The organism is Populibacterium corticicola (assembly GCF_042683685.1).
Classification (GTDB): Bacteria; Actinomycetota; Actinomycetes; order Actinomycetales; family Cellulomonadaceae; genus Timonella; species Timonella corticicola.
Genome location: NZ_JBHUOP010000005.1, coordinates 119,538 through 142,714 on the forward strand (window position 1 = coordinate 119,538; position 23,177 = coordinate 142,714).

Annotated in this window: 35 protein-coding genes; 34 read left to right on the forward strand and 1 reads right to left on the reverse strand. The window is 57.7% G+C overall.

All coding sequences use genetic code 11. The features are described from left to right. Nucleotides 1-540: 540 nt before the first annotated feature. The 33 genes from rpsL (at nt 541) to rplQ (ending at nt 21,190) form a co-directional block, all read left to right on the forward strand. Complete coding sequence (gene rpsL / locus ACFSYH_RS12420) at nt 541-915, forward strand: 30S ribosomal protein S12 (protein WP_377467297.1); 375 nt, start codon at nt 541-543, stop codon at nt 913-915. A 1-nt stretch (nt 916) separates the two neighbouring features. Then, on the forward strand, nt 917-1,387 hold the full coding sequence (gene rpsG, locus ACFSYH_RS12425; protein WP_377467298.1) for a 30S ribosomal protein S7: 471 nt from the start codon (nt 917-919) through the stop codon (nt 1,385-1,387). An 84-nt stretch (nt 1,388-1,471) separates the two neighbouring features. After that, a complete protein-coding gene (gene fusA / locus ACFSYH_RS12430; RefSeq protein ID WP_377467300.1) occupies nt 1,472-3,574 on the forward strand; it encodes an elongation factor G in 2,103 nt (700 codons plus the stop codon). A gap of 130 nt (nt 3,575-3,704) precedes the next feature. Beyond that, entirely contained in the window at nt 3,705-4,895 is a 1,191-nt protein-coding gene (tuf, locus tag ACFSYH_RS12435) for an elongation factor Tu (RefSeq protein WP_377467301.1), read from the forward strand. Nucleotides 4,896-5,502: 607 nt separating this feature from the next. Then, on the forward strand, nt 5,503-5,811 hold the full coding sequence (gene rpsJ / locus ACFSYH_RS12440) for a 30S ribosomal protein S10 (protein WP_019146773.1): 309 nt from the start codon (nt 5,503-5,505) through the stop codon (nt 5,809-5,811). A 19-nt stretch (nt 5,812-5,830) separates the two neighbouring features. Next, the gene (rplC, locus tag ACFSYH_RS12445) at nt 5,831-6,490 is read left to right on the forward strand and encodes a 50S ribosomal protein L3 (RefSeq protein WP_377467302.1); all 660 of its coding nucleotides are present in this window, start codon (nt 5,831-5,833) and stop codon (nt 6,488-6,490) included. A gap of 5 nt (nt 6,491-6,495) precedes the next feature. After that, complete coding sequence (gene rplD / locus ACFSYH_RS12450) at nt 6,496-7,182, forward strand: 50S ribosomal protein L4 (protein ID WP_377467303.1); 687 nt, start codon at nt 6,496-6,498, stop codon at nt 7,180-7,182. Continuing rightward, nucleotides 7,179-7,484: a 50S ribosomal protein L23 gene (gene rplW, locus ACFSYH_RS12455; RefSeq protein WP_377467305.1), complete on the forward strand. Its 306-nt coding sequence runs from the start codon at nt 7,179-7,181 to the stop codon at nt 7,482-7,484. The genes rplD and rplW overlap by 4 nt, the downstream gene beginning before the upstream one ends. Nucleotides 7,485-7,516: 32 nt before the next feature. Then, the gene (gene rplB / locus ACFSYH_RS12460; protein WP_377467306.1) at nt 7,517-8,353 is read left to right on the forward strand and encodes a 50S ribosomal protein L2; all 837 of its coding nucleotides are present in this window, start codon (nt 7,517-7,519) and stop codon (nt 8,351-8,353) included. Between the two features lie 15 nt (nt 8,354-8,368). Further along, nucleotides 8,369-8,650 (forward strand): 30S ribosomal protein S19, encoded by a 282-nt coding sequence (gene rpsS / locus ACFSYH_RS12465; protein ID WP_377467307.1) that lies wholly within the window; start codon nt 8,369-8,371, stop codon nt 8,648-8,650. A 61-nt stretch (nt 8,651-8,711) separates the two neighbouring features. Beyond that, nucleotides 8,712-9,080 (forward strand): 50S ribosomal protein L22, encoded by a 369-nt coding sequence (gene rplV / locus ACFSYH_RS12470; RefSeq protein WP_019146767.1) that lies wholly within the window; start codon nt 8,712-8,714, stop codon nt 9,078-9,080. Next, a complete protein-coding gene (rpsC, locus tag ACFSYH_RS12475) occupies nt 9,080-9,901 on the forward strand; it encodes a 30S ribosomal protein S3 (protein WP_377467308.1) in 822 nt (273 codons plus the stop codon). Before rplV ends, rpsC begins: the two co-directional genes overlap by 1 nt. Nucleotides 9,902-9,905: 4 nt before the next feature. Next, nucleotides 9,906-10,325 (forward strand): 50S ribosomal protein L16, encoded by a 420-nt coding sequence (gene rplP / locus ACFSYH_RS12480; protein WP_377467309.1) that lies wholly within the window; start codon nt 9,906-9,908, stop codon nt 10,323-10,325. Further along, on the forward strand, nt 10,325-10,564 hold the full coding sequence (gene rpmC / locus ACFSYH_RS12485; RefSeq protein WP_377467310.1) for a 50S ribosomal protein L29: 240 nt from the start codon (nt 10,325-10,327) through the stop codon (nt 10,562-10,564). Before rplP ends, rpmC begins: the two co-directional genes overlap by 1 nt. 7 nt (nt 10,565-10,571) lie before the next feature. After that, the gene (rpsQ, locus tag ACFSYH_RS12490) at nt 10,572-10,844 is read left to right on the forward strand and encodes a 30S ribosomal protein S17 (RefSeq protein WP_377467311.1); all 273 of its coding nucleotides are present in this window, start codon (nt 10,572-10,574) and stop codon (nt 10,842-10,844) included. A gap of 135 nt (nt 10,845-10,979) precedes the next feature. Further along, on the forward strand, nt 10,980-11,348 hold the full coding sequence (gene rplN / locus ACFSYH_RS12495) for a 50S ribosomal protein L14 (RefSeq protein WP_013837848.1): 369 nt from the start codon (nt 10,980-10,982) through the stop codon (nt 11,346-11,348). 1 nt (nt 11,349) lies between these two features. Further along, nucleotides 11,350-11,700, forward strand: a complete 351-nt coding sequence (gene rplX, locus ACFSYH_RS12500) for a 50S ribosomal protein L24 (protein WP_377467312.1) — start codon at nt 11,350-11,352, stop codon at nt 11,698-11,700. Continuing rightward, complete coding sequence (gene rplE / locus ACFSYH_RS12505; protein ID WP_377467314.1) at nt 11,700-12,248, forward strand: 50S ribosomal protein L5; 549 nt, start codon at nt 11,700-11,702, stop codon at nt 12,246-12,248. Before rplX ends, rplE begins: the two co-directional genes overlap by 1 nt. A 1-nt stretch (nt 12,249) precedes the next feature. Beyond that, nucleotides 12,250-12,435: a type Z 30S ribosomal protein S14 gene (locus tag ACFSYH_RS12510; RefSeq protein WP_019146759.1), complete on the forward strand. Its 186-nt coding sequence runs from the start codon at nt 12,250-12,252 to the stop codon at nt 12,433-12,435. A gap of 75 nt (nt 12,436-12,510) precedes the next feature. Next, nucleotides 12,511-12,909, forward strand: a complete 399-nt coding sequence (gene rpsH, locus ACFSYH_RS12515) for a 30S ribosomal protein S8 (RefSeq protein ID WP_377467315.1) — start codon at nt 12,511-12,513, stop codon at nt 12,907-12,909. A gap of 21 nt (nt 12,910-12,930) precedes the next feature. Then, nucleotides 12,931-13,470, forward strand: coding sequence for a 50S ribosomal protein L6 (gene rplF, locus ACFSYH_RS12520; protein ID WP_377467316.1), 540 nt, complete (start codon nt 12,931-12,933; stop codon nt 13,468-13,470). Nucleotides 13,471-13,472: 2 nt separating this feature from the next. Further along, nucleotides 13,473-13,844, forward strand: coding sequence for a 50S ribosomal protein L18 (gene rplR, locus ACFSYH_RS12525; protein ID WP_377467318.1), 372 nt, complete (start codon nt 13,473-13,475; stop codon nt 13,842-13,844). 34 nt (nt 13,845-13,878) lie between these two features. Further along, on the forward strand, nt 13,879-14,532 hold the full coding sequence (gene rpsE / locus ACFSYH_RS12530; RefSeq protein ID WP_377467319.1) for a 30S ribosomal protein S5: 654 nt from the start codon (nt 13,879-13,881) through the stop codon (nt 14,530-14,532). Beyond that, the gene (gene rpmD, locus ACFSYH_RS12535; protein ID WP_377467461.1) at nt 14,532-14,714 is read left to right on the forward strand and encodes a 50S ribosomal protein L30; all 183 of its coding nucleotides are present in this window, start codon (nt 14,532-14,534) and stop codon (nt 14,712-14,714) included. Before rpsE ends, rpmD begins: the two co-directional genes overlap by 1 nt. Before the next feature lie 2 nt (nt 14,715-14,716). Continuing rightward, on the forward strand, nt 14,717-15,292 hold the full coding sequence (gene rplO / locus ACFSYH_RS12540; RefSeq protein WP_377467320.1) for a 50S ribosomal protein L15: 576 nt from the start codon (nt 14,717-14,719) through the stop codon (nt 15,290-15,292). A 340-nt stretch (nt 15,293-15,632) separates the two neighbouring features. Then, complete coding sequence (gene secY, locus ACFSYH_RS12545; protein ID WP_377467321.1) at nt 15,633-16,922, forward strand: preprotein translocase subunit SecY; 1,290 nt, start codon at nt 15,633-15,635, stop codon at nt 16,920-16,922. After that, the gene (locus ACFSYH_RS12550; RefSeq protein WP_377467322.1) at nt 16,919-17,512 is read left to right on the forward strand and encodes an adenylate kinase; all 594 of its coding nucleotides are present in this window, start codon (nt 16,919-16,921) and stop codon (nt 17,510-17,512) included. Before secY ends, ACFSYH_RS12550 begins: the two co-directional genes overlap by 4 nt. A gap of 415 nt (nt 17,513-17,927) precedes the next feature. Continuing rightward, nucleotides 17,928-18,149: a translation initiation factor IF-1 gene (infA, locus tag ACFSYH_RS12555; RefSeq protein ID WP_013770189.1), complete on the forward strand. Its 222-nt coding sequence runs from the start codon at nt 17,928-17,930 to the stop codon at nt 18,147-18,149. A gap of 59 nt (nt 18,150-18,208) precedes the next feature. After that, nucleotides 18,209-18,322, forward strand: a complete 114-nt coding sequence (gene rpmJ, locus ACFSYH_RS12560; RefSeq protein ID WP_018682809.1) for a 50S ribosomal protein L36 — start codon at nt 18,209-18,211, stop codon at nt 18,320-18,322. 207 nt (nt 18,323-18,529) lie between these two features. After that, nucleotides 18,530-18,904 carry a 30S ribosomal protein S13 gene (gene rpsM / locus ACFSYH_RS12565; RefSeq protein ID WP_377467323.1) on the forward strand — a complete coding sequence of 125 codons (375 nt, stop codon included), beginning with the start codon at nt 18,530-18,532 and terminating at the stop codon, nt 18,902-18,904. A 110-nt stretch (nt 18,905-19,014) separates the two neighbouring features. Beyond that, nucleotides 19,015-19,422 carry a 30S ribosomal protein S11 gene (gene rpsK / locus ACFSYH_RS12570; protein WP_377467324.1) on the forward strand — a complete coding sequence of 136 codons (408 nt, stop codon included), beginning with the start codon at nt 19,015-19,017 and terminating at the stop codon, nt 19,420-19,422. Between the two features lie 180 nt (nt 19,423-19,602). After that, entirely contained in the window at nt 19,603-20,598 is a 996-nt protein-coding gene (locus tag ACFSYH_RS12575; protein ID WP_377467326.1) for a DNA-directed RNA polymerase subunit alpha, read from the forward strand. Between the two features lie 64 nt (nt 20,599-20,662). Beyond that, nucleotides 20,663-21,190 carry a 50S ribosomal protein L17 gene (rplQ, locus tag ACFSYH_RS12580; RefSeq protein ID WP_377467327.1) on the forward strand — a complete coding sequence of 176 codons (528 nt, stop codon included), beginning with the start codon at nt 20,663-20,665 and terminating at the stop codon, nt 21,188-21,190. Between the two features lie 221 nt (nt 21,191-21,411). Here rplQ and ACFSYH_RS12585 read toward each other — a convergent pair whose 3' ends face one another. After that, nucleotides 21,412-22,233 (reverse strand): ROK family protein, encoded by an 822-nt coding sequence (locus ACFSYH_RS12585; RefSeq protein WP_377467328.1) that lies wholly within the window; start codon nt 22,231-22,233, stop codon nt 21,412-21,414. 57 nt (nt 22,234-22,290) lie between these two features. Here ACFSYH_RS12585 and truA point away from each other — a divergent pair, with 57 nt between their 5' ends. After that, entirely contained in the window at nt 22,291-23,175 is an 885-nt protein-coding gene (gene truA, locus ACFSYH_RS12590; RefSeq protein WP_377467329.1) for a tRNA pseudouridine(38-40) synthase TruA, read from the forward strand. Nucleotides 23,176-23,177 lie beyond the last annotated feature (2 nt).

The following is a 23,177-nucleotide window of genomic DNA, read 5'->3' on the forward strand; positions in this document are numbered from 1 at the left end:
CAGATGGCGTCAAAATACAGGCAGGTTGGGGCAGAACTGGCGTTGAAAAACACCGTGCGCAAAGGTTTGCAGAGAGGTGACTTGCGAATCTGGTTGATGTACGGGGATGGTTTCTGACCTCCTGTGGGACACAGATCACGGGCTATTGTGGGGCAAACTACTTTGCGTGTGCCATTTACGCCCTGTAAAGTTAGTGATTGTGCGCGTTTTGACGCGACGGATCTACTGGCTGGAACAACTGATTCACTGAATCAAAGGCTCCCGCCAGACATGCAGTGTCTCTTGGCTAAGTAGTCAGTGCTGAACCACAAGATACTGCAGACCAGATGTGGAAGAACCGTCAACTCATCGGAGCGCATCCCGCACGGAGGACTGGCAACTCCTGGCGGGCCATCGAGCCGGTGGAACGTGGCGTATTGGTAGCTCCCGCTACGAGTATCTAGCCGTGTCTACTCAAAGCTTGACGGAGCCAATACAGACCAATTTAGGCCCGATCTTCCGACTTTTGATTCGGCGGGCTCAAAATGACACGGAGTTGTAGTGCCAACTATTCAGCAGCTCGTCCGTAAGGGGCGGACGTCCAAGGCCGGGAAGTCGAAGACTCCTGCCCTCAAGGGATCCCCTCAGCGACGCGGCGTATGCACCCGCGTTTACACCACCACCCCGAAGAAGCCAAACTCGGCGCTCCGTAAGGTAGCCCGTGTCAAGCTCTCAAGTGGTGTTGAAGTTACCGCTTACATCCCAGGTGTAGGTCACAACCTCCAGGAGCACTCGATCGTGCTCGTTCGCGGTGGTCGTGTTAAGGACCTTCCAGGTGTTCGTTACAAGGTCATCCGCGGTGCTCTTGACACCCAGGGTGTAAAGAACCGTAAGCAGGCTCGTTCCCGCTACGGCGCAAAGAAGGAGAAGAGCTGAAATGCCTCGTAAGGGTCCAGCACCTAAGCGCCCACTCGTCGTAGACCCAGTCTACGGTTCGCCAGTGGTTACGCAGCTTATCAACAAGGTTCTTCTCGACGGTAAGAAGTCCACTGCAGAAGCGATCGTCTACGGTGCCCTCGAGGGTGTCCGCGAGAAGACCGACCAAGACCCAGTGATCGCACTGAAGCGCGCCTTGGAGAACATCCGTCCAGCGCTTGAGGTTCGCTCCCGCCGCGTCGGTGGTGCAACCTACCAGGTTCCAGTCGAGGTTCGCGCAGCACGCGCAACCACCCTGGCACTGCGTTGGTTGACCGACTACTCGCGCGCACGCCGCGAAAAGACGATGACCGAGCGTCTCATGAACGAGATCCTCGACGCATCCAACGGTCTCGGGGCTGCTGTGAAGCGCCGCGAGGACATGCACAAGATGGCCGAATCGAACAAGGCGTTTGCACACTACCGCTGGTAATACTCTCGGTCCCGCTCAACCGGGACACCGTGAGTACCCGCGGTCAGTGAACAAAACTTGTTCCTACCCCTGAAGAGGTAACTCGTGGCACTTGACGTGCAGACGGACCTACACAAGGTCCGCAACATCGGCATCATGGCCCACATCGATGCTGGAAAGACCACCACCACAGAGCGCATCCTGTTCTACACGGGTGTGAACTACAAGATCGGTGAAACCCACGACGGTGCATCGACCATGGACTGGATGGAGCAGGAGCAGGAGCGCGGTATCACCATTACCTCCGCTGCAACCACTTGCTACTGGCACGAAAACCAGATCAACATCATTGACACCCCAGGACACGTTGACTTCACGGTTGAGGTGGAGCGTTCGCTCCGCGTTCTCGATGGTGCAGTTGCGGTGTTCGACGGTAAGGAAGGTGTTGAACCACAGTCCGAGACCGTTTGGCGTCAGGCTGACAAGTACAACGTTCCACGTATCTGCTTTGTCAACAAGATGGACAAGCTCGGTGCGGACTTCTACTTCACCGTAAAGACCATCGTGGACCGCCTCAAGGCCAAGCCACTCGTCATCCAGCTCCCAATCGGTGCGGAGAACGACTTCATCGGAATGGTCGACCTCATCGAGGAAAAGGCATACGTCTGGCACGGTGAAACCAAGCTCGGCGAAGCCTACGACATCGAAGAGATCCCAGCAGACCTCGTCGAGAAGGCGGCGGAATACCGTGCGCAGCTCATCGAAGACGTTGCTGAGGCTGATGACGCACTGATGGAAAAGTACCTCGGTGGCGAGGAACTGACCATCGCGGAAATCAAGTCCGGTATCCGCAAGCTCGTCATTGCCGGTGAAGCATTCCCAGTTCTGTGTGGTTCCGCATTCAAGAACAAGGGTGTCCAGCCGATGCTTGACGCCGTGATCGACTACCTCCCATCGCCACTTGACGTGCCAGCCGTTGAAGGTCACGCAGTCAACGACGAGGAAAAGGTCATCACGCGTTCCCCTAGTTCGGAAGAGCCATTCTCCGCACTCGCGTTCAAGGTCGCAGCTCACCCATTCTTCGGTAAGCTCACCTACGTTCGCGTGTACTCCGGTAAGGTCTCGTCCGGTGCCCAGGTTGTCAATGCGACAAAGGGTAAGAAGGAACGTATCGGTAAGCTCTTCCAGATGCACTCCAACAAGGAAAACCCTGTTGAAGAGGCAACTGCAGGACACATCTACGCGTTCATCGGCCTGAAGGACACCACCACGGGCGACACCCTGTGTGACCCACAGAACCAGGTTGTTCTCGAGTCGATGACCTTCCCAGAGCCAGTTATCGACGTGGCCATCGAGCCAAAGACGAAGGCTGACCAGGAGAAGCTCTCGACCGCTATCCAGAAGCTTGCTGAGGAAGACCCAACCTTCCGCGTCAAGCTCGATGAGGAGACCGGCCAGACCGTTATCGGTGGTATGGGTGAGCTCCACCTCGACATCCTCGTTGACCGTATGCGTCGCGAGTTCAAGGTTGAGGCAAACGTTGGTAAGCCACAGGTGGCATACCGCGAGACCATCCGCCGCGTGGCAGAGAAGATCGACTACACCCACAAGAAGCAGACCGGTGGTTCCGGTCAGTTCGCTAAGGTGCAGGTGACCTTCGAGCCACTCGAGACCACCGAGGGTGCGCTCTACGAGTTCTCCAACGAGGTCACCGGTGGTCGTATCCCACGTGAGTACATCCCATCGGTTGACGCTGGTATCCAGTCGGCAATGCAGCAGGGTGTCCTCGCAGGGTTCCCACTCGTCGGCGTGAAGGCCCGTCTACTCGACGGCGCCTACCACGACGTTGACTCGTCAGAAATGGCGTTCAAGATCGCCGGTACGATGGTGCTCCGTGAGGGTGCAAAGCGTGCCGACCCAGTTATCCTCGAGCCAGTGATGGCCGTCGAGGTGCGTACTCCTGAGGAGTACATGGGTGATGTTATCGGTGACATTAACTCCCGCCGTGGAATGATTCAATCCATGGAAGACGCCACTGGTGTCAAGGTAGTGCGTGCGCAGGTACCATTGTCAGAAATGTTCGGGTACATCGGTGACTTGCGTTCCAAGACGCAGGGACGCGCAGTGTACTCGATGTCCTTTGACAGCTACGCCGAGGTTCCTCGCGCAGTTGCCGAAGAGATCATCAAGAAGACCCGGGGCGAGTAAGTTCCCCACAGGTCGTACTGTAAACTAAAAACACATCAACCTGTAGCGACAGCCGCCCCGCATGCACGCCGTTTTAACGGACGGGTGTGTGCATGAACGGCAAGACTACCCAAGTCCCAGGAGGACCCCAGTGGCGAAGGCCATTTTCGAGCGTACCAAGCCGCACGTAAACATCGGTACCATTGGTCACGTTGACCACGGTAAGACCACTCTTACCGCCGCAATCTCCAAGGTTCTTCACGACCGTTTCCCGGACGTGAACCCTGAGTTCAAGTTCGATGAGATCGACAAGGCTCCGGAAGAAAAGCAGCGTGGTATCACGATCAACATCTCGCACATCGAGTACGAGACCGACAAGCGCCACTACGCGCACGTCGACGCGCCTGGTCACGCTGACTACATCAAGAACATGATCACCGGTGCTGCACAGATGGATGGCGCAATCCTCGTTGTAGCAGCAACCGACGGTCCAATGGCACAGACCCGCGAGCACGTTCTGCTTGCTCGTCAGGTTGGTGTTCCTTACCTCCTCGTTGCACTCAACAAGTGCGACATGGTGGATGACGAGGAAATCCTCGAGCTCGTGGAGATGGAAGTTCGTGAACTTCTCTCCTCGCAGGGCTTCGACGGCGACGAGGCACCAGTTGTCCGCGTTTCCGGTTTCCAGGCACTTGAGGGCGACCAGAAGTGGATGGACTCTGTTGCAGAGCTCATGGAAGCTGTTGACAACAACGTTCCAGACCCAGTTCGCGACCTTGACAAGCCATTCCTCATGCCAATCGAGGATGTCTTCACCATCACCGGTCGTGGAACCGTTGTCACCGGTAAGGTAGACCGTGGTGTTCTCGACGTGAACTCCGAAGTTGAGATCGTCGGTATCCGTGAGGCTCAGAAGACCACCGTTACCGGTATCGAGACCTTCCACAAGCAGATGACCCAGGCACAGGCTGGTGACAACACCGGTCTGCTCCTCCGTGGTATCAAGCGTGAAGACGTTGAGCGTGGTCAGGTTGTTGTCAAGCCTGGTTCGATCACCCCTCACACCCACTTCGAGGCTCAGGTCTACATCCTTGCCAAGGATGAGGGTGGACGTCACAACCCGTTCTACTCGAACTACCGTCCACAGTTCTACTTCCGTACCACGGACGTAACCGGTGTTATCACCCTTCCTGAGGGCACCGAAATGGTTATGCCTGGCGACAACACTGAGATGTCCGTAGAGCTCATCCAGCCAATCGCTATGGAAGAGGGCCTCGGCTTCGCTATCCGTGAGGGTGGCCGCACCGTTGGTTCCGGTCGTGTGACCAAGATCGTTAAGTGATCTAGTTTCACCACCCGGCTAAACGCTGACCGAAAGGGTCCCTGCTTCGGCAGGGGCCCTTTCGGCGTATGTCTGGGGAGTCGTGGAAGCGATACTTTGGTTACACGGTCTGTATGGACTCTGTCTTGAACATGCATCCTGTGACGTTAGTCGTTCCACATCATCGTGGCTAGGAGCGATGCTGCTTTTCCGATATACTTTCTAAGACGTAACCCCAACTGCCAAGGGCGCATGCAAGAACCCCTTGTGATCTTGGTTAAAGCGGTTGGCTTTTTGCTGTCAAGCATGGCAGTATTGAGTAGTTGCCTGTTTCAGGGCGCGATCGTTAAAAATATCGAACAGTGTGCATGGCCGAGGCGCAAAGCGCCTTTATTTGTGTTGAGCTCTCTGTAGATATGTCAGATCGAAGCCCGCAGCCTACGGCTAGCACAGGCAAGCAGACGTTGTGAAGGAACGCGTTGGGCTTGTTTCATTGAGTTCGATGGTTTCTTCTCGAAAAACGACCCGCACACAAATGTGTAGCGTTGCGTATTGCCCGAAAGGGCGACACGCGCGAGCGCGGGGGTCGGACAGATAGCGGTTCAAGAGAAGAGAGTCAGACGACGCCATGGCGGGACAGAAGATCCGCATCCGGCTCAAGTCCTACGACCACGAGGTAATCGACAGTTCGGCGCGCAAGATCGTCGACACGGTTACTCGCGCTGGTGCGACGGTCGTGGGCCCGGTGCCGTTGCCAACGGAGAAGAACGTGTTCGTTGTTATCCGTTCGCCTCACAAGTACAAGGACAGCCGCGAGCACTTTGAAATGCGCACGCACAAGCGGCTTATCGACATCATCGATCCAACGCCAAAGGCAGTAGATTCGCTCATGCGTCTCGACCTTCCAGCGGACGTTAACATCGAGATTAAGCTTTGAGACTGGGGGAAGAACTTAAATGACTACCCAGCAGAACGAGAAGCCGGTAAAGGCAGTTCTCGGTAAGAAGCTCGGCATGACCCAGGTTTGGGATGAGAACGGCCGTCTGGTTCCTGTGACTGTTGTTGCAGTGGAGCCAAACGTTGTCACTCAGGTCCGCACCGCCGAGGTTGATGGCTACGCATCCGTTCAGGTTGCTACCGGCCAGATCGACCCACGCAAGGTGACCAAGCCACTCAAGGGACACTTCGAGAAGGCAGGCGTGACCCCACGCCGTCACGTTACCGAGATTCGTACCTCTGACGCTTCTGAATACAGCCTTGGTCAGGAGATCAACGTTGACGTATTCGAAGCAGGTATCAAGGTAGACGTAATTGGTACCACCAAGGGTAAGGGTTTCGCCGGTGTTATGAAGCGTCACGGCTTCGCCGGTGTATCCGCATCCCACGGTGCACACCGTAACCACCGCAAGCCTGGTTCGATCGGTGGAGCCTCGACTCCGTCGCGCGTATTCAAGGGCCTGCGCATGGCCGGCCGCATGGGTGGCGAGCGCCAGACCACACAGAACCTGACCGTACACGCAGTAGACGCTGCCAAGGGCTACGTACTCGTAAAGGGTGCTGTTCCAGGTCCTAAGGGTGGCGTGGTACTCGTACGTAGCGCAGTTAAGGGAGCGTGAACAAAATGGCTAACCTGACTGTTGACGTAATCGACGCAACCGGCAAGAAGAGCGGCTCCGCCGAGCTCCCTGCTGAGATCTTCGATGTAGAGCTCAACGTTCCACTCATCCACCAGGTAGTTGTCGCGCAGCGCGCGGCAGCGCGCCAGGGAACGCACGCGACGAAGACTCGCGCAGATGTTTCCGGTGGTGGACGTAAGCCTTACAAGCAGAAGGGTACCGGTCGTGCTCGCCAGGGTTCGACCCGTGCGCCTCAGTTCGCGGGTGGTGGAATCGTTCACGGTCCACAGCCACGCGACTACTCGCAGCGCACCCCTAAGAAGATGAAGGCAGCAGCCCTCCGTGGTGCACTTTCGGACCGCGCACGCGCAAACCGCGTTCACGTGATCTCCGGATTCGGCATCGGTGAGACTCCTTCGACCAAGCAGGCACTTGCAGCGCTGAAGGGTCTGACCTTCAGCAAGGCGAACTTCGATGACGTGAAGCACGTCCTCGTGGTTCACGAGCGCGGTGACGAGGTTACCGTTAAGTCCCTGCGTAACGTTGAGTCCGTTCACCTGCTTGCTGCAGACCAGCTCAACACCTACGACGTGCTTATCTCTGACGACGTTGTGTTCACCGAAGGTGCACTCGCTGCATACATCGCTGGTCCAACCAAGTCGGCTGAGCTCGACAAGGAGACTGCAAAGTGACTCACGTACAGAAGGACCCTCGCGACATCCTGGTCGCTCCCGTCCTCACGGAGAAGAGCTATGTTGGTTTCGAACAGGGTAAGTACACCTTCCTTGTAGACCCACGCTCGAACAAGACCGAGATCAAGATTGCCGTAGAAAAGGTATTCGGCGTCAAGGTCGCCTCCGTCAACACGATTAACCGTACGGGCAAGACCCGTCGTACCCGTTTCGGCATCGGTAAGCGCAAGGACACCAAGCGCGCGATCGTGACCCTCGTTGAGGGTCAGCAGATCGACGTGTTCGGTGGAGCTGCCAACTGAAGCCGTTCGAGAGCAGATTAGGATAGATCCCCATGGGAATCCGTAAGTACAAGCCGACTACGCCGGGCCGCCGTGGTTCGAGTGTTGCCGACTTCGTCGAGATCACGCGCTCGGAGCCGGAGAAGTCCCTCGTTCGTCCGCTGACCAAGACTGGTGGACGCAACAACTCCGGTCGTATCACCACCCGCCACAAGGGTGGTGGCCACAAGCGCGCTTACCGCGTCATTGACTTCCGTCGCCACGACAAGGACGGCGTACCGGCAAAGGTCGCTCACATTGAGTACGACCCAAACCGTACCGCCCGCATTGCCCTTCTGCACTACGCAGACGGCGAGAAGCGCTACATCATCGCTCCTGAGAAGTTGAAGCAGGGAGACGTTGTCGAGAACGGTCCTAAGGCCGACATCAAGCCAGGCAACAACCTCCCGCTGCGCAACATCCCAACCGGTACCGTGATTCACGCTATCGAGCTTCGCCCAGGTGGCGGCGCTAAGATCGCACGTTCCGCCGGTGTCTCCGTGCAGTTGGTTGCAAAGGACGGCCCATACGCTCAGCTGCGTATGCCATCCGGCGAAATCCGCAACGTTGACGCTCGCTGCCGTGCAACCGTTGGTGAGGTTGGCAACGCAGAGCAGTCCAACATCAACTGGGGTAAGGCCGGCCGTATGCGGTGGAAGGGCGTTCGCCCAACCGTCCGCGGTGTTGCCATGAACCCAATCGACCACCCACACGGTGGTGGTGAAGGTAAGACCTCCGGTGGTCGCCACCCAGTCTCACCTTGGGGTCAGCCAGAAGGTCGTACCCGTCGCCCGAACAAGCCAAGCGACAAGCTTATTGTTCGTCGTCGCCGCACCGGCAAGAAGCGCTGATAGGAGCCTGGAACAATGCCACGTAGCTTGAAGAAGGGTCCTTTCGTTGACGGCCACCTTCAGAAGAAGGTTGATGCCCAGAACGAAGCTGGCACCCAGAACGTAATTAAGACCTGGTCCCGTCGGTCGGTTATCACCCCCGACTTCCTAGGTCACACCTTTGCCGTGCACGACGGTCGCAAGCACGTTCCCGTGTTTGTAACCGAGTCTATGGTTGGACACAAGCTCGGTGAGTTTGCCCCAACGCGGACTTTCCGCGGCCACGTGAAAGACGACAAGAAGGGTCGTCGCCGCTGACCCCGCGGGTCAGCAGCGAGGACTACTTCTGGTCATGACGAACCAAGAAGGCAGGACAGCAATGGAAGCCATGGCGAAGGCTCGGTTTATCCGTGTCACGCCCCAGAAGGCCCGTCGCGTCGTGGATCTTATCCGTGGCAAGCAGGCCACTGAGGCCGTAGCCGTACTGAAGTTTGCACCACAGGCTGCAAGCGAGCCAGTACTCAAGGTCGTGCAGAGCGCGATCGCAAACGCACGGGTAATCGCCGACCGCGACAACGTAGCCTTTGACGAGAACAACCTCGTCATCAAGACTGCGCTCGTAGACGAGGGACCAACGCTCAAGCGTTTCCGTCCCCGTGCTCAGGGTCGTGCAAGCCAGATCCTCAAGCGGACCAGCCACATCACAGTGGTTGTAGCTCCGGTTGACGACAAGGAAGGGGCCCGATAGTGGGACAGAAGGTTCACCCGCACGGGTACCGCCTCGGCATTACCACCGACCACCGGTCGCGTTGGTTTGCTGACAGCACCAAGCCTGGTCAGCGTTACCGCGACTACGTTCGTGAGGACGTAGCTATCCGCAAGCTCATGAGCGAAGGCCTTGAGCGCGCAGGTATCGCAAAGGTAGAGATCGAGCGTACGCGTGACCGCGTTCGCGTTGACATCCACACCGCACGTCCAGGTATCGTAATCGGCCGTCGTGGAGCCGAAGCAGACCGTATTCGCGGAGAGCTTGAAAAGCTCACCGGCAAGCAGGTTCAGCTCAACATCCTCGAGGTCAAGAACGCAGAGATCGAAGCACAGCTTGTTGCTCAGGGTATTGCTGAGCAGCTTGCATCGCGTGTTTCCTTCCGTCGCGCAATGCGCAAGGGCATGCAGTCCGCGCTCCGCGCAGGCGCCAAGGGAATTCGTGTTCAGTGCTCCGGTCGTCTCGGCGGCGCAGAGATGAGCCGTTCCGAGTTCTACCGCGAGGGACGCGTTCCACTTCACACTCTTCGTGCGAACATCGACTACGGCTTCTATGAGGCACGTACGACCTTTGGTCGCATCGGCGTGAAGGTATGGATCTACAAGGGTGACATCACCGAGAAGGAATTCAACGCTCAGCAGGCAGCGCAGGCACCACGTGCCGGTCGCGGCCGTTCTGACCGTCCTTCGCGTGGTGGTCGCCGTAACAACGACCGCAACAAGGCTGCGCAGGAAACTGCAACTGCTGAGTCGGCTCCAGCCGAGGCAGCAACTCCAGCCGCTGAAACCGGAACGGAGGCCTGAGCGAATGCTTATCCCGCGCAGGCTTAAGCACCGCAAGCAGCACCACCCATCGCGCTCCGGCGCATCCAAGGGTGGCAACGTTGTCGCGTTTGGTGAGTACGGTATCCAGGCTTTGACCCCTGCATACGTCACCAACCGTCAGATTGAAGCTGCACGTATTGCGATGACCCGTCACATCAAGCGTGGCGGTAAGGTCTGGATCAACATCTATCCAGACCGCCCTCTCACCAAGAAGCCAGCCGAAACCCGCATGGGTTCCGGTAAGGGTTCGCCTGAATGGTGGGTTGCAAACGTCAAGCCAGGCCGAATCGTATTCGAACTGGCAGGAGTTCCGGAGCCGCTCGCACGCGAGGCAATGCGTCGCGCGATGCACAAGCTCCCAATGAAGTGCCGTTTCGTGGTACGCGAAGGAGGTGCTAACTGATGGCTGTAGGAACTAAGGGTCTCGAAGCCAAGGAGTTGGACCTACTCGATGACGCAGCTCTCGTGGCTGAACTCGAGAAGGCAAAGAAGGAACTCTTCAACCTGCGTTTCCAGGCTGCCTCTGGTCAGCTCGAGACGCACGGTCGACTCAAGGCCGTTCGTCGCGACATCGCACGAATCTACACGATTCTGCGTGAGCGCGAGCTCGGCATTCGTACTGCACCCAGCGTTAGCGAGTGAGGCTTAAATGAGCGAGAAGGTAATCGCAGAACGCCCTCAGCGCAAGACGCGTCGTGGGTACGTAGTTAGTGACAAGATGGACAAAACCATCGTTGTTGAAGTTGAGGATCGCGTAAAGCACCCACTTTACGGTAAGGTTATCCGCAGGACTAGCAAGGTGAAGGCTCACGATGAGCTGAGCACCGCTGGAATCGGCGACCTGGTCCTCATCATGGAAACCCGCCCGCTCTCCGCTACCAAGCGTTGGCGTCTGGTGGAGATCCTCGAGAAGGCTAAGTAAGTTCTTTCGCTCTGCGGGGCGGATCGTATTTACGGTCCGCCCCATCAGGGTGTCTTGACCAAACTTTCCTTGAAAAATATCCGTTCGGCAAGGCTCGTTTAGACGAGAACCAGCTCGACGACAGGAGTTCATTACATGATCCAGCAGGAGTCGCGACTTCGCGTTGCTGACAACACCGGTGCAAAGGAAATCCTCTGCATCCGTGTTCTCGGTGGCTCGGGCCGTCGCTACGCCGGAATCGGCGACACCATTGTCGCAACCGTCAAGGATGCAATCCCTGGCGGAAACGTTAAGAAGGGTGACGTCGTTAAGGCGGTCGTCGTCCGCACTGCCAAGGAACGTCGTCGCCCAGACGGCTCTTACATCAAGTTTGACGAGAACGCAGCTGTCATTCTCAAGAACGACGGTGAGCCTCGTGGAACCCGTATCTTCGGCCCAGTCGGCCGTGAGCTGCGTGACAAGCGTTTCATGAAGATCATCTCGCTTGCTCCGGAGGTGCTCTGACATGGCGAACATCAAGAAGGGTGACACCGTAGTTGTCATCGCAGGTAAGGACAAGGGTAAGACCGGTCGCGTTCTTGAGGTAATCAAGGACAGGGACCGCGTCATCGTCGAGGGCATTGGCCGTGTTACCAAGCACACCAAGCCTGGACAGACCGCCCGTGGTTCCCGTACCGGTGGCATTGAGGTTGTTGAAGCCCCAATTCACATTTCGAACGTTCAGTTCTTCGATGCTGAAGCGAAGCGCGGCAAGCGCCTCGGCTCGCGTCTTGAGGAAGTAGAACGCGATGGTCGCACCCGCGTTACCCGCGTCCGCGTTGCTCGCGGACACGGTGAGGCAGAGAGGGACGTCTGATGGCACAGCCACGTCTTAAGGCACGCTACAACGAAGAGATCCGCAAGGCTCTCCTCGAAGAGTTCAACCACGAAAACGTCAACCAGGTTGGTGGCCTTGTCAAGGTCGTCGTCAACATGGGTGTCGGTGACGCGGCCAAGGACTCGAAGCTTATCGAAGGCGCAATTCGTGACCTCACTCTGATCACTGGTCAGAAGCCACAGGTAACCAAGGCACGCAAGTCTATCGCTCAGTTCAAGCTCCGTGAGGGTATGCCGATTGGTGCGCACGTAACGCTCCGTGGCGACCGCATGTGGGAGTTCACCGACCGTCTCGTGTCGATCGCTCTGCCACGTATCCGTGACTTCCGTGGACTTTCTCCAAAGCAGTTCGACGGTAACGGAAACTACACGTTCGGTTTGAACGAGCAGTCGATGTTCCACGAGATCGACCCAGACTCGATCGACCGCGTACGCGGTATGGACATCACCGTTGTGACCACCGCGAAGACCGATGAAGAGGGCCGTGCCCTCCTCAAGCACCTCGGCTTCCCTTTTAAGGAGAACTGATATGGCGAAGAAGGCCCTTATCAACAAGGCAGCCGCAAAGCCTAAGTTCGCGGTTCGCGCCTACACCCGGTGCCAGAAGTGCGGTCGTCCGCACTCGGTGTACCGCAAGTTCGGACTCTGCCGTGTATGCCTTCGCGAGATGGCACACCGCGGTGAGCTTCCCGGCGTCACGAAGAGCAGCTGGTAACAACTACGTCGTAGGTCCAGTGGGAGCGTTAAGCAAACTGACTGGATACCCCGACGAGGAAGGGCAAGAAGCCCAATGACAATGACCGACCCGATCGCAGACATGCTTACTCGTCTGCGCAACGCGAACTCGGCTTACCACGAGACGGTGACCATGCCGTCCTCGAAGCTGAAGTCGAACATTGCAGACATTCTTAAGGCAGAGGGTTACATCAAGGGTTGGAAGGTCGAGGACGCTACCGTCGGTAAGAGCCTCGTTCTCGAACTCAAGTTTGGCCCAAACCGTGAACGCGCCCTCGCAGGCGTAACTCGCGTCTCGAAGCCTGGTCTGCGTGTATACGCAAAGTCGACCAACCTGCCAAAGGTACGCGGCGGCCTTGGCGTGGCAATTCTGTCCACGTCTTCCGGTCTCCTCACCGACAAGCAGGCAGCACAGAAGGGCGTGGGTGGGGAAGTCCTCGCCTACGTCTGGTAATCGGAAAGGAGAAAGATACTCATGTCACGTATCGGTAAGCTTCCTATTCCGGTTCCTGCTGGTGTAGACGTATCTATCAGCGGTGCGCTCGTGACCATCAAGGGCCCCAAGGGAACCCTTGAGCACGTAGTTCCCGCTCCAATTGAAGTGGCTCGTGGCGAGGACGGCACCATCGTTGTGTCGCGTCCAAACGACGAGCGCGAGTCCCGTGCACTGCACGGACTCACCCGTACCCTCATCGCTAACATCATCACCGGTGTTACCCAGGGTTACGAGAAGAAGCTGGAAATCGTTGGTACCGGTTACCGTGTAGCCGCTAAGGGCAACTCCCTTGAGTTCGCACTCGGCTTCTCGCACCCAGTCGTCATCGAAGCCCCTGCAGGCATCACCTTCGCTGTTGAAGCTCCAACCAAGTTCTCGGTCTCGGGCATCGACAAGCAGCAGGTCGGCGAGGTAGCTGCGAATATTCGCAAGCTGCGTAAGCCTGAGCCATACAAGGGCAAGGGTGTTCGTTACGCCGGCGAGAACGTTCGCCGCAAGGCTGGAAAGGCTGGTAAGTAACGATGGCTCTCAAGGTTTTGGGCAAGGGCAAGGCAGTCGCACGTACGCGCCGTCACGTTCGTCTTCGCAAGAAGATCCGTGGCACCGCAGCACGTCCACGCCTCGTTGTAACGCGTTCCACGCGTCACATGGTCGCTCAGATTGTCGACGACACCGTTGGCAAGACGCTGGTATCCGCATCAACCCTCGAGGCCGATCTTCGTGCATTCGATGGCGACAAGACTGCAAAGTCCCGCAAGGTTGGCGAGTTGATCGCTGAGCGCGCGAAGGCAGCAGGAATTGAAGCGGTTGTTTTCGACCGCGGCGGAAACAAGTACCACGGCCGAGTGGCAGCAGTCGCAGATGGCGCCCGCGAAGGCGGTCTGTCCCTGTGATGACCACTTCCGTTTCGAAGCAAAGGACTCTGTGATGGCTGCAGGACAGCGCAACACTGGCGCACCTCAGGGTGGCGCTAACGAGCAGAATGACCGCCGTAACGGCCGCGGCCGCGGTGAAGGTGGTCGTCGTGGTGACGCAGCTGAGAAGAGCGCTTTCGTAGAGCGCGTCGTCACCATCAACCGCGTATCCAAGGTTGTCAAGGGTGGACGTCGTTTCTCCTTCACCGCACTCGTTGTGGTTGGAGACGGCGACGGCACCGTTGGCGTTGGCTACGGTAAGGCAAAGGAAGTTCCTGCGGCTATTGCTAAGGGTGTTGAGGAAGCGAAGAAGAACTTCTTCCGCGTACCACGCATCCAGGGAACTATCACCCACCCAGTCCAGGGTGAAGCAGCAGCAGGCGTAGTGTTCCTTCGCCCAGCAGCTCCTGGTACTGGTGTTATCGCTGGTGGTCCAGTGCGCGCAGTTCTTGAGTGCGCTGGTGTCCACGATGTTCTCTCCAAGTCGCTCGGATCTTCGAACGCAATCAACATCGTTCACGCGACCGTTGAAGCACTGCGTAACCTCGAAGAGCCAGCTGAGGTAGCGGCACGCCGTGGCCTTCCGCTCGAGCACGTAGCACCTGCTGCGCTGCTTCGTGCACAGGCAGCAGGCGTTGCGGCTAAAGCAGCAGAGGCAGGTGCATGATGGCCAATCTCAAGGTAACTCAGGTTAAGTCCGAAATTGGCGGCAAGCAGAACCAGCGTGACACGCTGCGTACCCTCGGTCTCAAGCGCATCGGTGCATCCGTTGTGCGTGAGGACCGTCCAGAGGTTCGCGGCATGATCGCAACCGTGGCGCACCTTGTCACGGTTGAGGAGGTTGACTGATCATGGCCGAAAAGAAGGCTGAAGAGGTAGTCGAGGCTGAGGCCAAGACCACCGAAAAAAAGGCTCCTGCGAAGAAGCCTGCGGCTAAGAAGGCTCCAGCGAAGAAGGCAGCAGAGGTTAAGGAAGAGACCGTAGGTCAGGCCCTTAAGCTCCACCACCTTCGCCCAGCCCCAGGTGCCAAGACCGCTAAGACCCGTGTTGGTCGTGGTGAGGCATCCAAGGGTAAGACCGCTGGTCGTGGTACCAAGGGTACGAAGGCTCGTTACCAGGTTCCACAGCGCTTTGAGGGTGGCCAGATGCCACTTCACATGCGTTTGCCAAAGTTGCGTGGTTTCAAGAACCCGTTCCGTGTTGAGTTCCAGGTTGTAAACCTAGACAAGCTCGGTGAACTCTACCCAGAGGGTGGCGCGGTTACCGTTGCCGACCTCGTGGCAAAGGGTGCGGTTCGTAAGAACCAGCCAGTGAAGGTTCTCGGAACCGGTGAGATCTCCGTCAAGCTTGAGGTTGCAGTTGATGCAGTTTCGGGCTCTGCAAAGGAAAAGATCCTTGCAGCGGGTGGATCCATCTCCGAAGACTGATCTACGTGTGAGTGGGCCGGTGTCATATGACACCGGCCCACTTGCCGTATCCGGACCCTTTCACATGCTGGTGTGCGGATTTCGTGAACCTGCATAGAGCGTATAAAGTAGGTTCGATATTGGTTTCATGAGTTTCAGGCAAGTTTGCGTGGAGCCCACTGCAAACGCCACATGTTCACTGTCTGAACTGTGGATCACGGTTGTGTGGTTCGAAACCAACCTCACATACTTGTACGGTCTGTTCTCAGACATCATTGCTAACAACCTCATGTTGTTAAAAGCTTAAGTATCCCGCGAGAGCGGAGATCGACACCGCTACGGCGGTTTCCAGGAGGACTAGGTGCTAAGCGGACTCGCACGGGCGTTCAGAACGCCAGACCTACGACGCAAACTGCTGTTCACCCTCGGTATTATCGTGCTGTATCGCGTGGGTTCGGTTATTCCTGCGCCAGGCGTCTCATACGAGACTATTCAGCGATGCATCGCTAACGCGGACACGTCGGGTCTGATGGGCGTTATGAACCTCTTCAGTGGTGGAGCGCTACTTCAGTTGTCGGTCTTCGCGCTGGGTATCATGCCGTACATTACTGCGAGCATCATCGTTCAGTTGCTGCGCGTTGTGATCCCACACTTCGAGGCGCTGCACAAGGAAGGCCAAACGGGTACTGCCAAGTTGACGCAGTACACCCGTTACCTGACCATCGCGCTGGGTCTGCTTCAGGCGACCACCTATGTGACCATGGCTCGCACTCAGATGCTGATCCCCGGCTGTGACCCGCTCGTGGACGACCGGATCATGACCTCGTTGTTCGTGATTCTGTCGATGACCGCAGGTACCGCGCTGCTGATGTGGATGGGTGAACAGATCACCGAGCAGGGTATCGGTAACGGTATGTCGATGCTGATCTTCATCTCGATTGCCGCTTCGTTCCCTCCAGCTCTATGGTCGATCGCCTCCGGTTCCGGTGGCTTCGGCAAGTTCGCGATCGTTGTTCTGATCTCGTTGATCGTTATCGCCGCTGTCGTTTACGTTGAGCAGTCGCAGCGTCGGATTCCGGTGCAGTACGCGAAGCGCATGGTCGGTCGTAAGATGTACGGCGGCTCGACCACGTATATTCCAATCAAGATCAACATGGCGGGTGTTATCCCAGTCATCTTCGCCTCGTCGTTGCTGGCAATCCCGATGTTGATCGTTCAGTTCGCCAACGTCCAGGGCGGCTGGGTCGACTGGGTTCAGCGCAACCTGGTGAACAACGAGGCTCCTCTGCACATCGTGTTCTACGTTGCTCTGATCCTGTTCTTCGCGTTCTTCTACACGGCAATCACCTTTAACCCTGAAGAGGTCGCCGACAACATGAAGAAGTACGGTGGGTTCATTCCGGGTATCCGTGCCGGACGCCCGACCGCCGACTATCTGACCTACGTCATTACTCGTGTCACGACGGCTGGTGCGATTTACCTTGCACTCGTTGCTCTGATCCCAACGATTGCGTTCATCGCGCTCGGTGTGGGCGGCAACGTGCCGTTTGGTGGTACGTCAATTTTGATCATCGTTGGTGTTGGTCTCGAGACTGTCAAGCAGATCGATGCGCAACTCCAGCAACGTCACTATGAAGGGTTGCTCAAGTGAGCGCACGTATTGTTTTGTTGGGCCCTCCCGGGGCAGGAAAGGGCACGCAGGCTGCTCGCCTCGCGGAGAAGTTGGGCGTCGAGGCCATCTCGACGGGTGACATCTTCCGCGCCAACATCAAGGGTGAGACTGAACTCGGCAAGCTCGTGCAGGAGTACACCTCCCGCGGCGAACTGGTGCCGGATGAAGTCACCAACGCTATGGTCCGCGACAAGTTGGCGTCAAAGATTGTTGACGGCAAGGCGGAGGAACTCGGCTTTATCCTCGACGGTTACCCACGTAACGTCGCACAGGTCGCTGAACTCGATGCGATTCTCGCTGATTTCGGAGTGACGCTTGATGGTGCTCTTGAGATCACCGCTGACAACGATGTTGTCACCGAGCGTCTTTTGAAGCGAGCTGAGATCGAAGGCCGCGCAGATGACACTGAACCTGTCATTCGGCACCGACTGGCCGTTTACGCTGAACAGACTGCGCCGATCTCCGCGGTTTACTCGGAGCGGGGCAAGTTGGTTCAGGTAGATGGTATCGGCGAGGTCGAAGAGGTTACCTCACGCCTTGTGAAGGCGCTTGAGGCACTCGACGACTGAGCACATCGGCTACACATTTTAAAGGTGGTGGGTGGCCACTCCCGCAGGGGAGTGGCCACCCACCATTTTCATACCCATCGCAGGGACGCCTGGTCTCGCGTAGCCACAGCGGTTGTGATGGGGATTGGCGACGATTCCCCACCAGGCGGCGTGTCGCCGCTCTCGGCCACGCTGGGTTGTGGGCCGAGGACACTGCCGCGAGCTCGTCGGCAATGGAACGCGTGAATCACGCGCCAGGCAGATGTGGCGTGAGATTAGGCCGTGGTAACCACCTATCGGCAGGCCAACCGTGAGATCAGCAGGTTCAAAGTAACCGGCATCACGGTGTATCTGTCAGTTCTATGCCGTAAGATGGTGTGTTGGTATGTGCTAATCACATATCAGCCAATCCAAATTACAGGAGTTAGCGGAGTTTATGGCAAAGAAGGACGGTGTCATCGAGATCGAAGGCAGCGTGGTCGAGGCTCTCCCGAACGCAATGTTCCGGGTAGAACTGACCAACGGGCACAAGGTGCTCGCGCACATCTCGGGCAAAATGCGCCAACACTACATTCGAATCCTCCCTGAGGACCGGGTGGTCGTTGAGTTGAGCCCATACGACTTGTCCCGTGGCCGGATTGTCTACCGCTACAAGTAATCAACACTCGATCACTGTCATCGATGCGCTCACGCGCTGAATATGGCAGAGGAGACACGATGAAGGTCAACCCTAGCGTTAAGAAGATCTGCGACAAGTGCAAGGTTATCCGCCGCCACGGTCGCGTCATGGTCATCTGCGAGAACCTGCGTCACAAGCAGCGCCAGGGCTGATACGAGACTAATCGTCACGTACAGCGGCAACGCGGACGTCGGGTTGTAGAAACGCCCACCTGCACAAGCAGGACGTAATAACAGCATTACCGCCAACCTCTCGGAATACTTCCGATGTTGGCAAACCCTTGGCTCGGAGGCCATGGCTCGCAAGAACGCGAGAGGTAATGCTCCAGACCTCCGAAAGACATACAGGAGCCATCAGTAATGGCACGTTTGATTGGAGTGGACCTCCCTCGCGATAAGCGCGTAGTGGTAGCTCTCACTTACATCTACGGTGTAGGCCGTACCCGTTCCGAGCAGGCACTTGCTGCTACGGGCATCTCCCCAGACGTTCGCGTGAAGGACCTCGGCGACACCGAGCTCGTTGCGCTTCGTGACTTCCTCGAAGGCAACTTCAAGCTTGAGGGTGACCTTCGCCGTGAGGTTGCTGCAGACATCCGCCGCAAGGTTGAGATCGGCTGCTACGAAGGTCTTCGCCACCGTCGCGGACTCCCAGTTCGCGGTCAGCGCACCAAGACCAACGCACGTACCCGTAAGGGTCCAAAGAAGACAGTGGCCGGTAAGAAGAAGGCTCGCTGATCTAGCAGCAGTAGTTCGAGTGGCCCGAGTCTGTTACAGCATTTGATGGTGTTGCATCGGACTTGCACGGCTTTCGATCCGAAGATCTTAACCCAGGAGAATAAGAGCACATGCCTCCAAAGACTCGCGGCGCCCAGGGCGCCCGCAAGCCTCGCCGCAAAGACAAAAAGAACGTCGCAGTCGGCCAGGCTCACATCAAGAGCACGTTTAACAACACGATCGTCTCGATCACGGACCCTTCGGGCGCTGTGATTTCGTGGGCATCGTCAGGTCAGGTTGGCTTCAAGGGTTCGCGTAAGTCGACCCCTTACGCAGCACAGCTTGCTGCTGAGTCGGCTGCACGCCGCGCTCAGGAACACGGAATGAAGAAGGTCGACGTCTTCGTCAAGGGTCCAGGCTCCGGCCGCGAGACCGCGATCCGCTCCCTCCAGGCTGCTGGCCTTGAGGTTGGTTCGATCCAGGACGTTACGCCTCAGGCACACAACGGCTGCCGCCAGCCTAAGCGTCGCCGCGTCTGATTTCGTAACAATCGTTCGCCTTTGTCTTTACGACGAATCGGTTGCGCTGGGTAGTTAGTTCTAGCTCCCAGCCTCCGGTTCGCTTGTAAAGCGAGTGAACCAGTCAGGTTGACATAGGCGGTGCCACCGCCAACTTGGTATGCGTCATATAGCGGACGCATTTCGAAAGGAAACCACGAAGTGCTCATTGCACAGCGCCCAGCCCTCTCTGAAGAGGTAATCTCCGAGAACCGCTCCCGGTTCACCATCGAGCCACTCGAGCCAGGCTTCGGCTACACGCTCGGTAACTCGCTGCGTCGTACCCTGCTGTCCTCGATCCCAGGTGCAGCCGTCACCTCGATCCGTATCGATGGAGTGCTCCACGAGTTCACCACCGTTCCGGGTGTCAAGGAAGACGTCACCGAGATCATCCTGAACATCAAGAACCTTGTCCTCTCCTCGGAGAACGACGAGCCAGTAGTGATGTACCTGCGTAAGCAGGGAGCGGGCGTCGTTACCGCGGCGGACATCGTTCCACCAGCGGGTGTAGAGGTTCACAACACTGACCTTCACATTGCGACCCTTAATGAAAAGGGCAAGCTGGAAATCGAACTCACTGTTGAGCGTGGACGTGGATACGTCTCCGCTCACCAGAACAAGTCCTTTGAAGCAGAGATCGGCCGTATTCCGGTTGACTCGATCTACTCGCCAGTCCTCAAGGTGACCTACAAGGTCGAGGCAACGCGTGTCGAGCAGCGCACCGACTTTGACAAGCTCATCGTCGACGTTGAGACCAAGCCAGCCATTGCACCACGTGACGCTCTCGCGTCCGCCGGTAAGACTCTGGTTGAGCTCTTCGGTCTTGCACGCGAGCTCAACGTAGAAGCAGAGGGTATTGAGATCGGTCCTTCGCCAACGGACGCTGCTCTTGCGGCGGACCTGGCACTCCCAATCGAGGACCTCCAGCTGACGATCCGTTCGTACAACTGCCTTAAGCGTGAGGGCATTCACCAGGTCGGTGAACTTGTCGCTCGCTCGGAGGCAGACCTGCTCGATATTCGTAACTTCGGTGCGAAGTCCATCAACGAGGTCAAGGACAAGCTCGCTGAGCTCGGCCTGTCCCTCAAGGACTCCCCACTCGACTTCGATCCAACTCAGTCGGCGAACTACTTCGACGACGAAGACGAGCAGTACTGACAGAACTTCTTCGGCTGATCGGGCTTGGGCCCGGTCGTCGTAACAATCTCAAGGAGCAACTACAATGCCTACCCCTACCAAGGGCGCACGGCTCGGTGGAAGCCCGGCTCACGAGCGTCTGATCCTCGCGAACCTTGCTTCGAGCCTGTTCGAGCACGGCCGCATCACCACCACCGTGACCAAGGCGAAGCGCCTTCAGCCACTCGCTGAAAGCCTCATCACCAAGGCGAAGCGTGGAGACATCCACAACCGCCGTCAGGTTTCGAAGGTTATTCGTAACAAGACCGTTCACGTTCGTGACGCTGAGGGTGACGCAAAGACCATCGTGCACCGTCTGTTCACCGAGATCGCTCCAGCCATGGCTGAGCGTAACGGTGGCTACACCCGCATCACCAAGGTTGGTAACCGCAAGGGCGACAACGCTCCTCTCGCAGTTATCGAGCTCGTGATGGAACCAGTTTCGCCAAAGCAGGCAGTGGTCAAGGAAGCAACCAAGGCTGCTGAGAAGGCTGCCAAGGCAGAGGAAGCTGCTGTTGAGGCTCCAGTCGAGGAGACCCCAGCAGTTGAGGCTGAGGAGACCAAGGAAGACTGAGTCCAGTCTTGTTGATCTTCACTGAAGGCCCCGAACCATATGGTTCGGGGCCTTCAGTCTTGTGGTGCAGTTCCAAGGTTTGGCAAGGCCTGGAGCAGGGTCTCTGCGGCTTCGATGGGGCTAGAATTGTCCGGTACGTTGTTTATTCAGAGGTCTTCTGACACTTTTGACCCCATCGACCTATGAAGCTGACGTTGGCATACCTGATGGGACGAGAAAGGTCAGTCCCACAGCTTGGCAGCGCCTGAGAGCGCAACCCGATTGGCCACGACCCGCACGGAGGGGCCGAACTGAGTGAGGGTCTCCAGAGCATGCGGCGTGAGATTATGGGCATTGCCGCCGCCGACAAACACGGCATCCCAACGGAAAACGGGGTAGAGGGCACGGACCACCTCAACCACTCGGAAACTCCACGCGTCGTCGCCGATCTGAAGCCGGACGTGTTCGCCGATGTACTGGTCGTAGGTCGTGCCTTCGATGAACTGTGCGTGTGAGAGTTCGAGGTGCGCCTGCAGTTGCCCGTCAAGGAAGTGGGAACTGCCGAGGCCGGTGCCGAAGGTCAGTGTTACCTCGAGTCCACTCCCGGTGATGAGTGCGGCTCCGTGCATTTCGGAGTCGTTGACCACGATTGCGGGTACTCCGAAGCGTTCTTTGAACCGAGGGGCGGCACGCAGGCCGTTCCACTGGCCTGCGATGCCTGGATCAACGGGCGTGTGAGGCCCTGCAGAACGAATGTAATGCGGTGTGTATACAACGACGCCACCTCGGATCATCCCGGGCAGTCCGACGGACAGGCGAGCAATGGTGAATCCCGCAGTATTCGCTTGATCGAGGAGTGAACCCACCACATCCAGCCACTGGATGACCGGGAACGGATAGGTGACCGGTATCCGATGCACGGCGCTGACGAGCGTTCCATCGACCGCGCACACGGCTGATTTGATGGAGCCACCGCCGCAGTCAACGGCGAGTGTGAGCGGTCCCAGGGGAGCCGTCTCTGCTGCTCTGTTTCGGGCGAAGGGGGTGGATGCGGTATTCGACATTCCTCCATTCTAGGAACAGGTTGCGGGTCACCTGCCATGATGCGAGAGAATGTTTGGGTGATTCGGATCCGCATTGACCTCGCATACAACGGAACAGACTTTGTTGGTTGGGCCACGCAGCCCGGGCTGCGCAGTGTTCAAGGACTGCTTGAGGAGGCACTCGAACGGCTTGCGCGCGTGCCGTGCCGCGTGACGGTTGCGGGGCGTACCGATGCTGGAGTTCACGCCCGTGGTCAGGTGGTCCACGTGGATGTGCCGAAGGAGCGGTGGGCTGGATTCCCTGGGCGTTCAGATCGAACGCCGGGGGAGGCGCTGGTCCACAAACTGAATGCGATTTTGCCCCGCGACATCGTGGTCTATGCGGCTGTACCTGCACCGGAGGGTTTCGATGCCCGGTTCAGTGCGCTCTATCGTCGGTACACCTACCGGATTGCCGATTCAATTTCGTTGCGCGACCCGTTGACTGCGGACTACGTGTACTGGCAGCGGTATCCGCTTGATGTGGAGCGGATGCAGGAGGCTGTCGCTCCACTGGTGGGGTTACGTGATTTTGCGGCGTTCTGTAAGCCTCGTCCCGGTGCCTCGACGATCAGGGAACTGAAGGAGTTCACGTGGACTCGGGTGGCTGAGGGGCCAGATGCGGGGCTGGTGTGTGCACGGATAGCCGCGGATGCCTTTTGCCACAACATGGTGCGGGCTCTCGTCGGCGCGAGTATCGATGTGGGACAAGGGCTGAAGGGCGTTGACTGGCCTGCGCGGGCCTTGGCCTCGAAGTCGCGAGTGAATTCCTCGGCTGTTGTCGCACCGAACGGACTGACTCTTGAGCACGTTGAGTATCCGCCGGATAGTGAACTTGCGGCTCGCGCCGATGCGATTCGAGCACGGCGTATGGATGAAGAGGCTCAGGACGTGCGGCTGCCGCAGCCTCCTGCGGCCACTTAGAA

Bases quoted from the DNA above. Each gene is read 5' to 3' on its own strand.
- rplR (WP_377467318.1), top strand. From the start codon at position 13,473: ATGGCTCTCAAGGTTTTGGGCAAGGGCAAGGCAGTCGCACGTACGCGC.
- rplE (WP_377467314.1), top strand. From the start codon at position 11,700: ATGGCACAGCCACGTCTTAAGGCACGCTACAACGAAGAGATCCGCAAG.
- rpsK (WP_377467324.1), top strand. From the start codon at position 19,015: ATGCCTCCAAAGACTCGCGGCGCCCAGGGCGCCCGCAAGCCTCGCCGC.
- rpmC (WP_377467310.1), top strand. From the start codon at position 10,325: ATGGCTGTAGGAACTAAGGGTCTCGAAGCCAAGGAGTTGGACCTACTC.
- rplQ (WP_377467327.1), top strand. From the start codon at position 20,663: ATGCCTACCCCTACCAAGGGCGCACGGCTCGGTGGAAGCCCGGCTCAC.
- rpsQ (WP_377467311.1), top strand. From the start codon at position 10,572: ATGAGCGAGAAGGTAATCGCAGAACGCCCTCAGCGCAAGACGCGTCGT.
- rplC (WP_377467302.1), top strand. From the start codon at position 5,831: ATGACTACCCAGCAGAACGAGAAGCCGGTAAAGGCAGTTCTCGGTAAG.
- rplP (WP_377467309.1), top strand. From the start codon at position 9,906: ATGCTTATCCCGCGCAGGCTTAAGCACCGCAAGCAGCACCACCCATCG.
- rplN (WP_013837848.1), top strand. From the start codon at position 10,980: ATGATCCAGCAGGAGTCGCGACTTCGCGTTGCTGACAACACCGGTGCA.
- infA (WP_013770189.1), top strand. From the start codon at position 17,928: ATGGCAAAGAAGGACGGTGTCATCGAGATCGAAGGCAGCGTGGTCGAG.
- rpsJ (WP_019146773.1), top strand. From the start codon at position 5,503: ATGGCGGGACAGAAGATCCGCATCCGGCTCAAGTCCTACGACCACGAG.
- rplV (WP_019146767.1), top strand. From the start codon at position 8,712: ATGGAAGCCATGGCGAAGGCTCGGTTTATCCGTGTCACGCCCCAGAAG.
- rpsH (WP_377467315.1), top strand. From the start codon at position 12,511: ATGACAATGACCGACCCGATCGCAGACATGCTTACTCGTCTGCGCAAC.
- rpsE (WP_377467319.1), top strand. From the start codon at position 13,879: ATGGCTGCAGGACAGCGCAACACTGGCGCACCTCAGGGTGGCGCTAAC.
- rpsS (WP_377467307.1), top strand. From the start codon at position 8,369: ATGCCACGTAGCTTGAAGAAGGGTCCTTTCGTTGACGGCCACCTTCAG.
- rplO (WP_377467320.1), top strand. From the start codon at position 14,717: ATGGCCGAAAAGAAGGCTGAAGAGGTAGTCGAGGCTGAGGCCAAGACC.
- rpmD (WP_377467461.1), top strand. From the start codon at position 14,532: ATGGCCAATCTCAAGGTAACTCAGGTTAAGTCCGAAATTGGCGGCAAG.
- rpmJ (WP_018682809.1), top strand. From the start codon at position 18,209: ATGAAGGTCAACCCTAGCGTTAAGAAGATCTGCGACAAGTGCAAGGTT.
- ACFSYH_RS12585 (WP_377467328.1), bottom strand. From the start codon at position 22,233: ATGTCGAATACCGCATCCACCCCCTTCGCCCGAAACAGAGCAGCAGAG.
- rpsG (WP_377467298.1), top strand. From the start codon at position 917: ATGCCTCGTAAGGGTCCAGCACCTAAGCGCCCACTCGTCGTAGACCCA.
- rplX (WP_377467312.1), top strand. From the start codon at position 11,350: ATGGCGAACATCAAGAAGGGTGACACCGTAGTTGTCATCGCAGGTAAG.
- rplF (WP_377467316.1), top strand. From the start codon at position 12,931: ATGTCACGTATCGGTAAGCTTCCTATTCCGGTTCCTGCTGGTGTAGAC.
- rpsM (WP_377467323.1), top strand. From the start codon at position 18,530: ATGGCACGTTTGATTGGAGTGGACCTCCCTCGCGATAAGCGCGTAGTG.
- ACFSYH_RS12510 (WP_019146759.1), top strand. From the start codon at position 12,250: ATGGCGAAGAAGGCCCTTATCAACAAGGCAGCCGCAAAGCCTAAGTTC.
- rplB (WP_377467306.1), top strand. From the start codon at position 7,517: ATGGGAATCCGTAAGTACAAGCCGACTACGCCGGGCCGCCGTGGTTCG.
- rplD (WP_377467303.1), top strand. From the start codon at position 6,496: ATGGCTAACCTGACTGTTGACGTAATCGACGCAACCGGCAAGAAGAGC.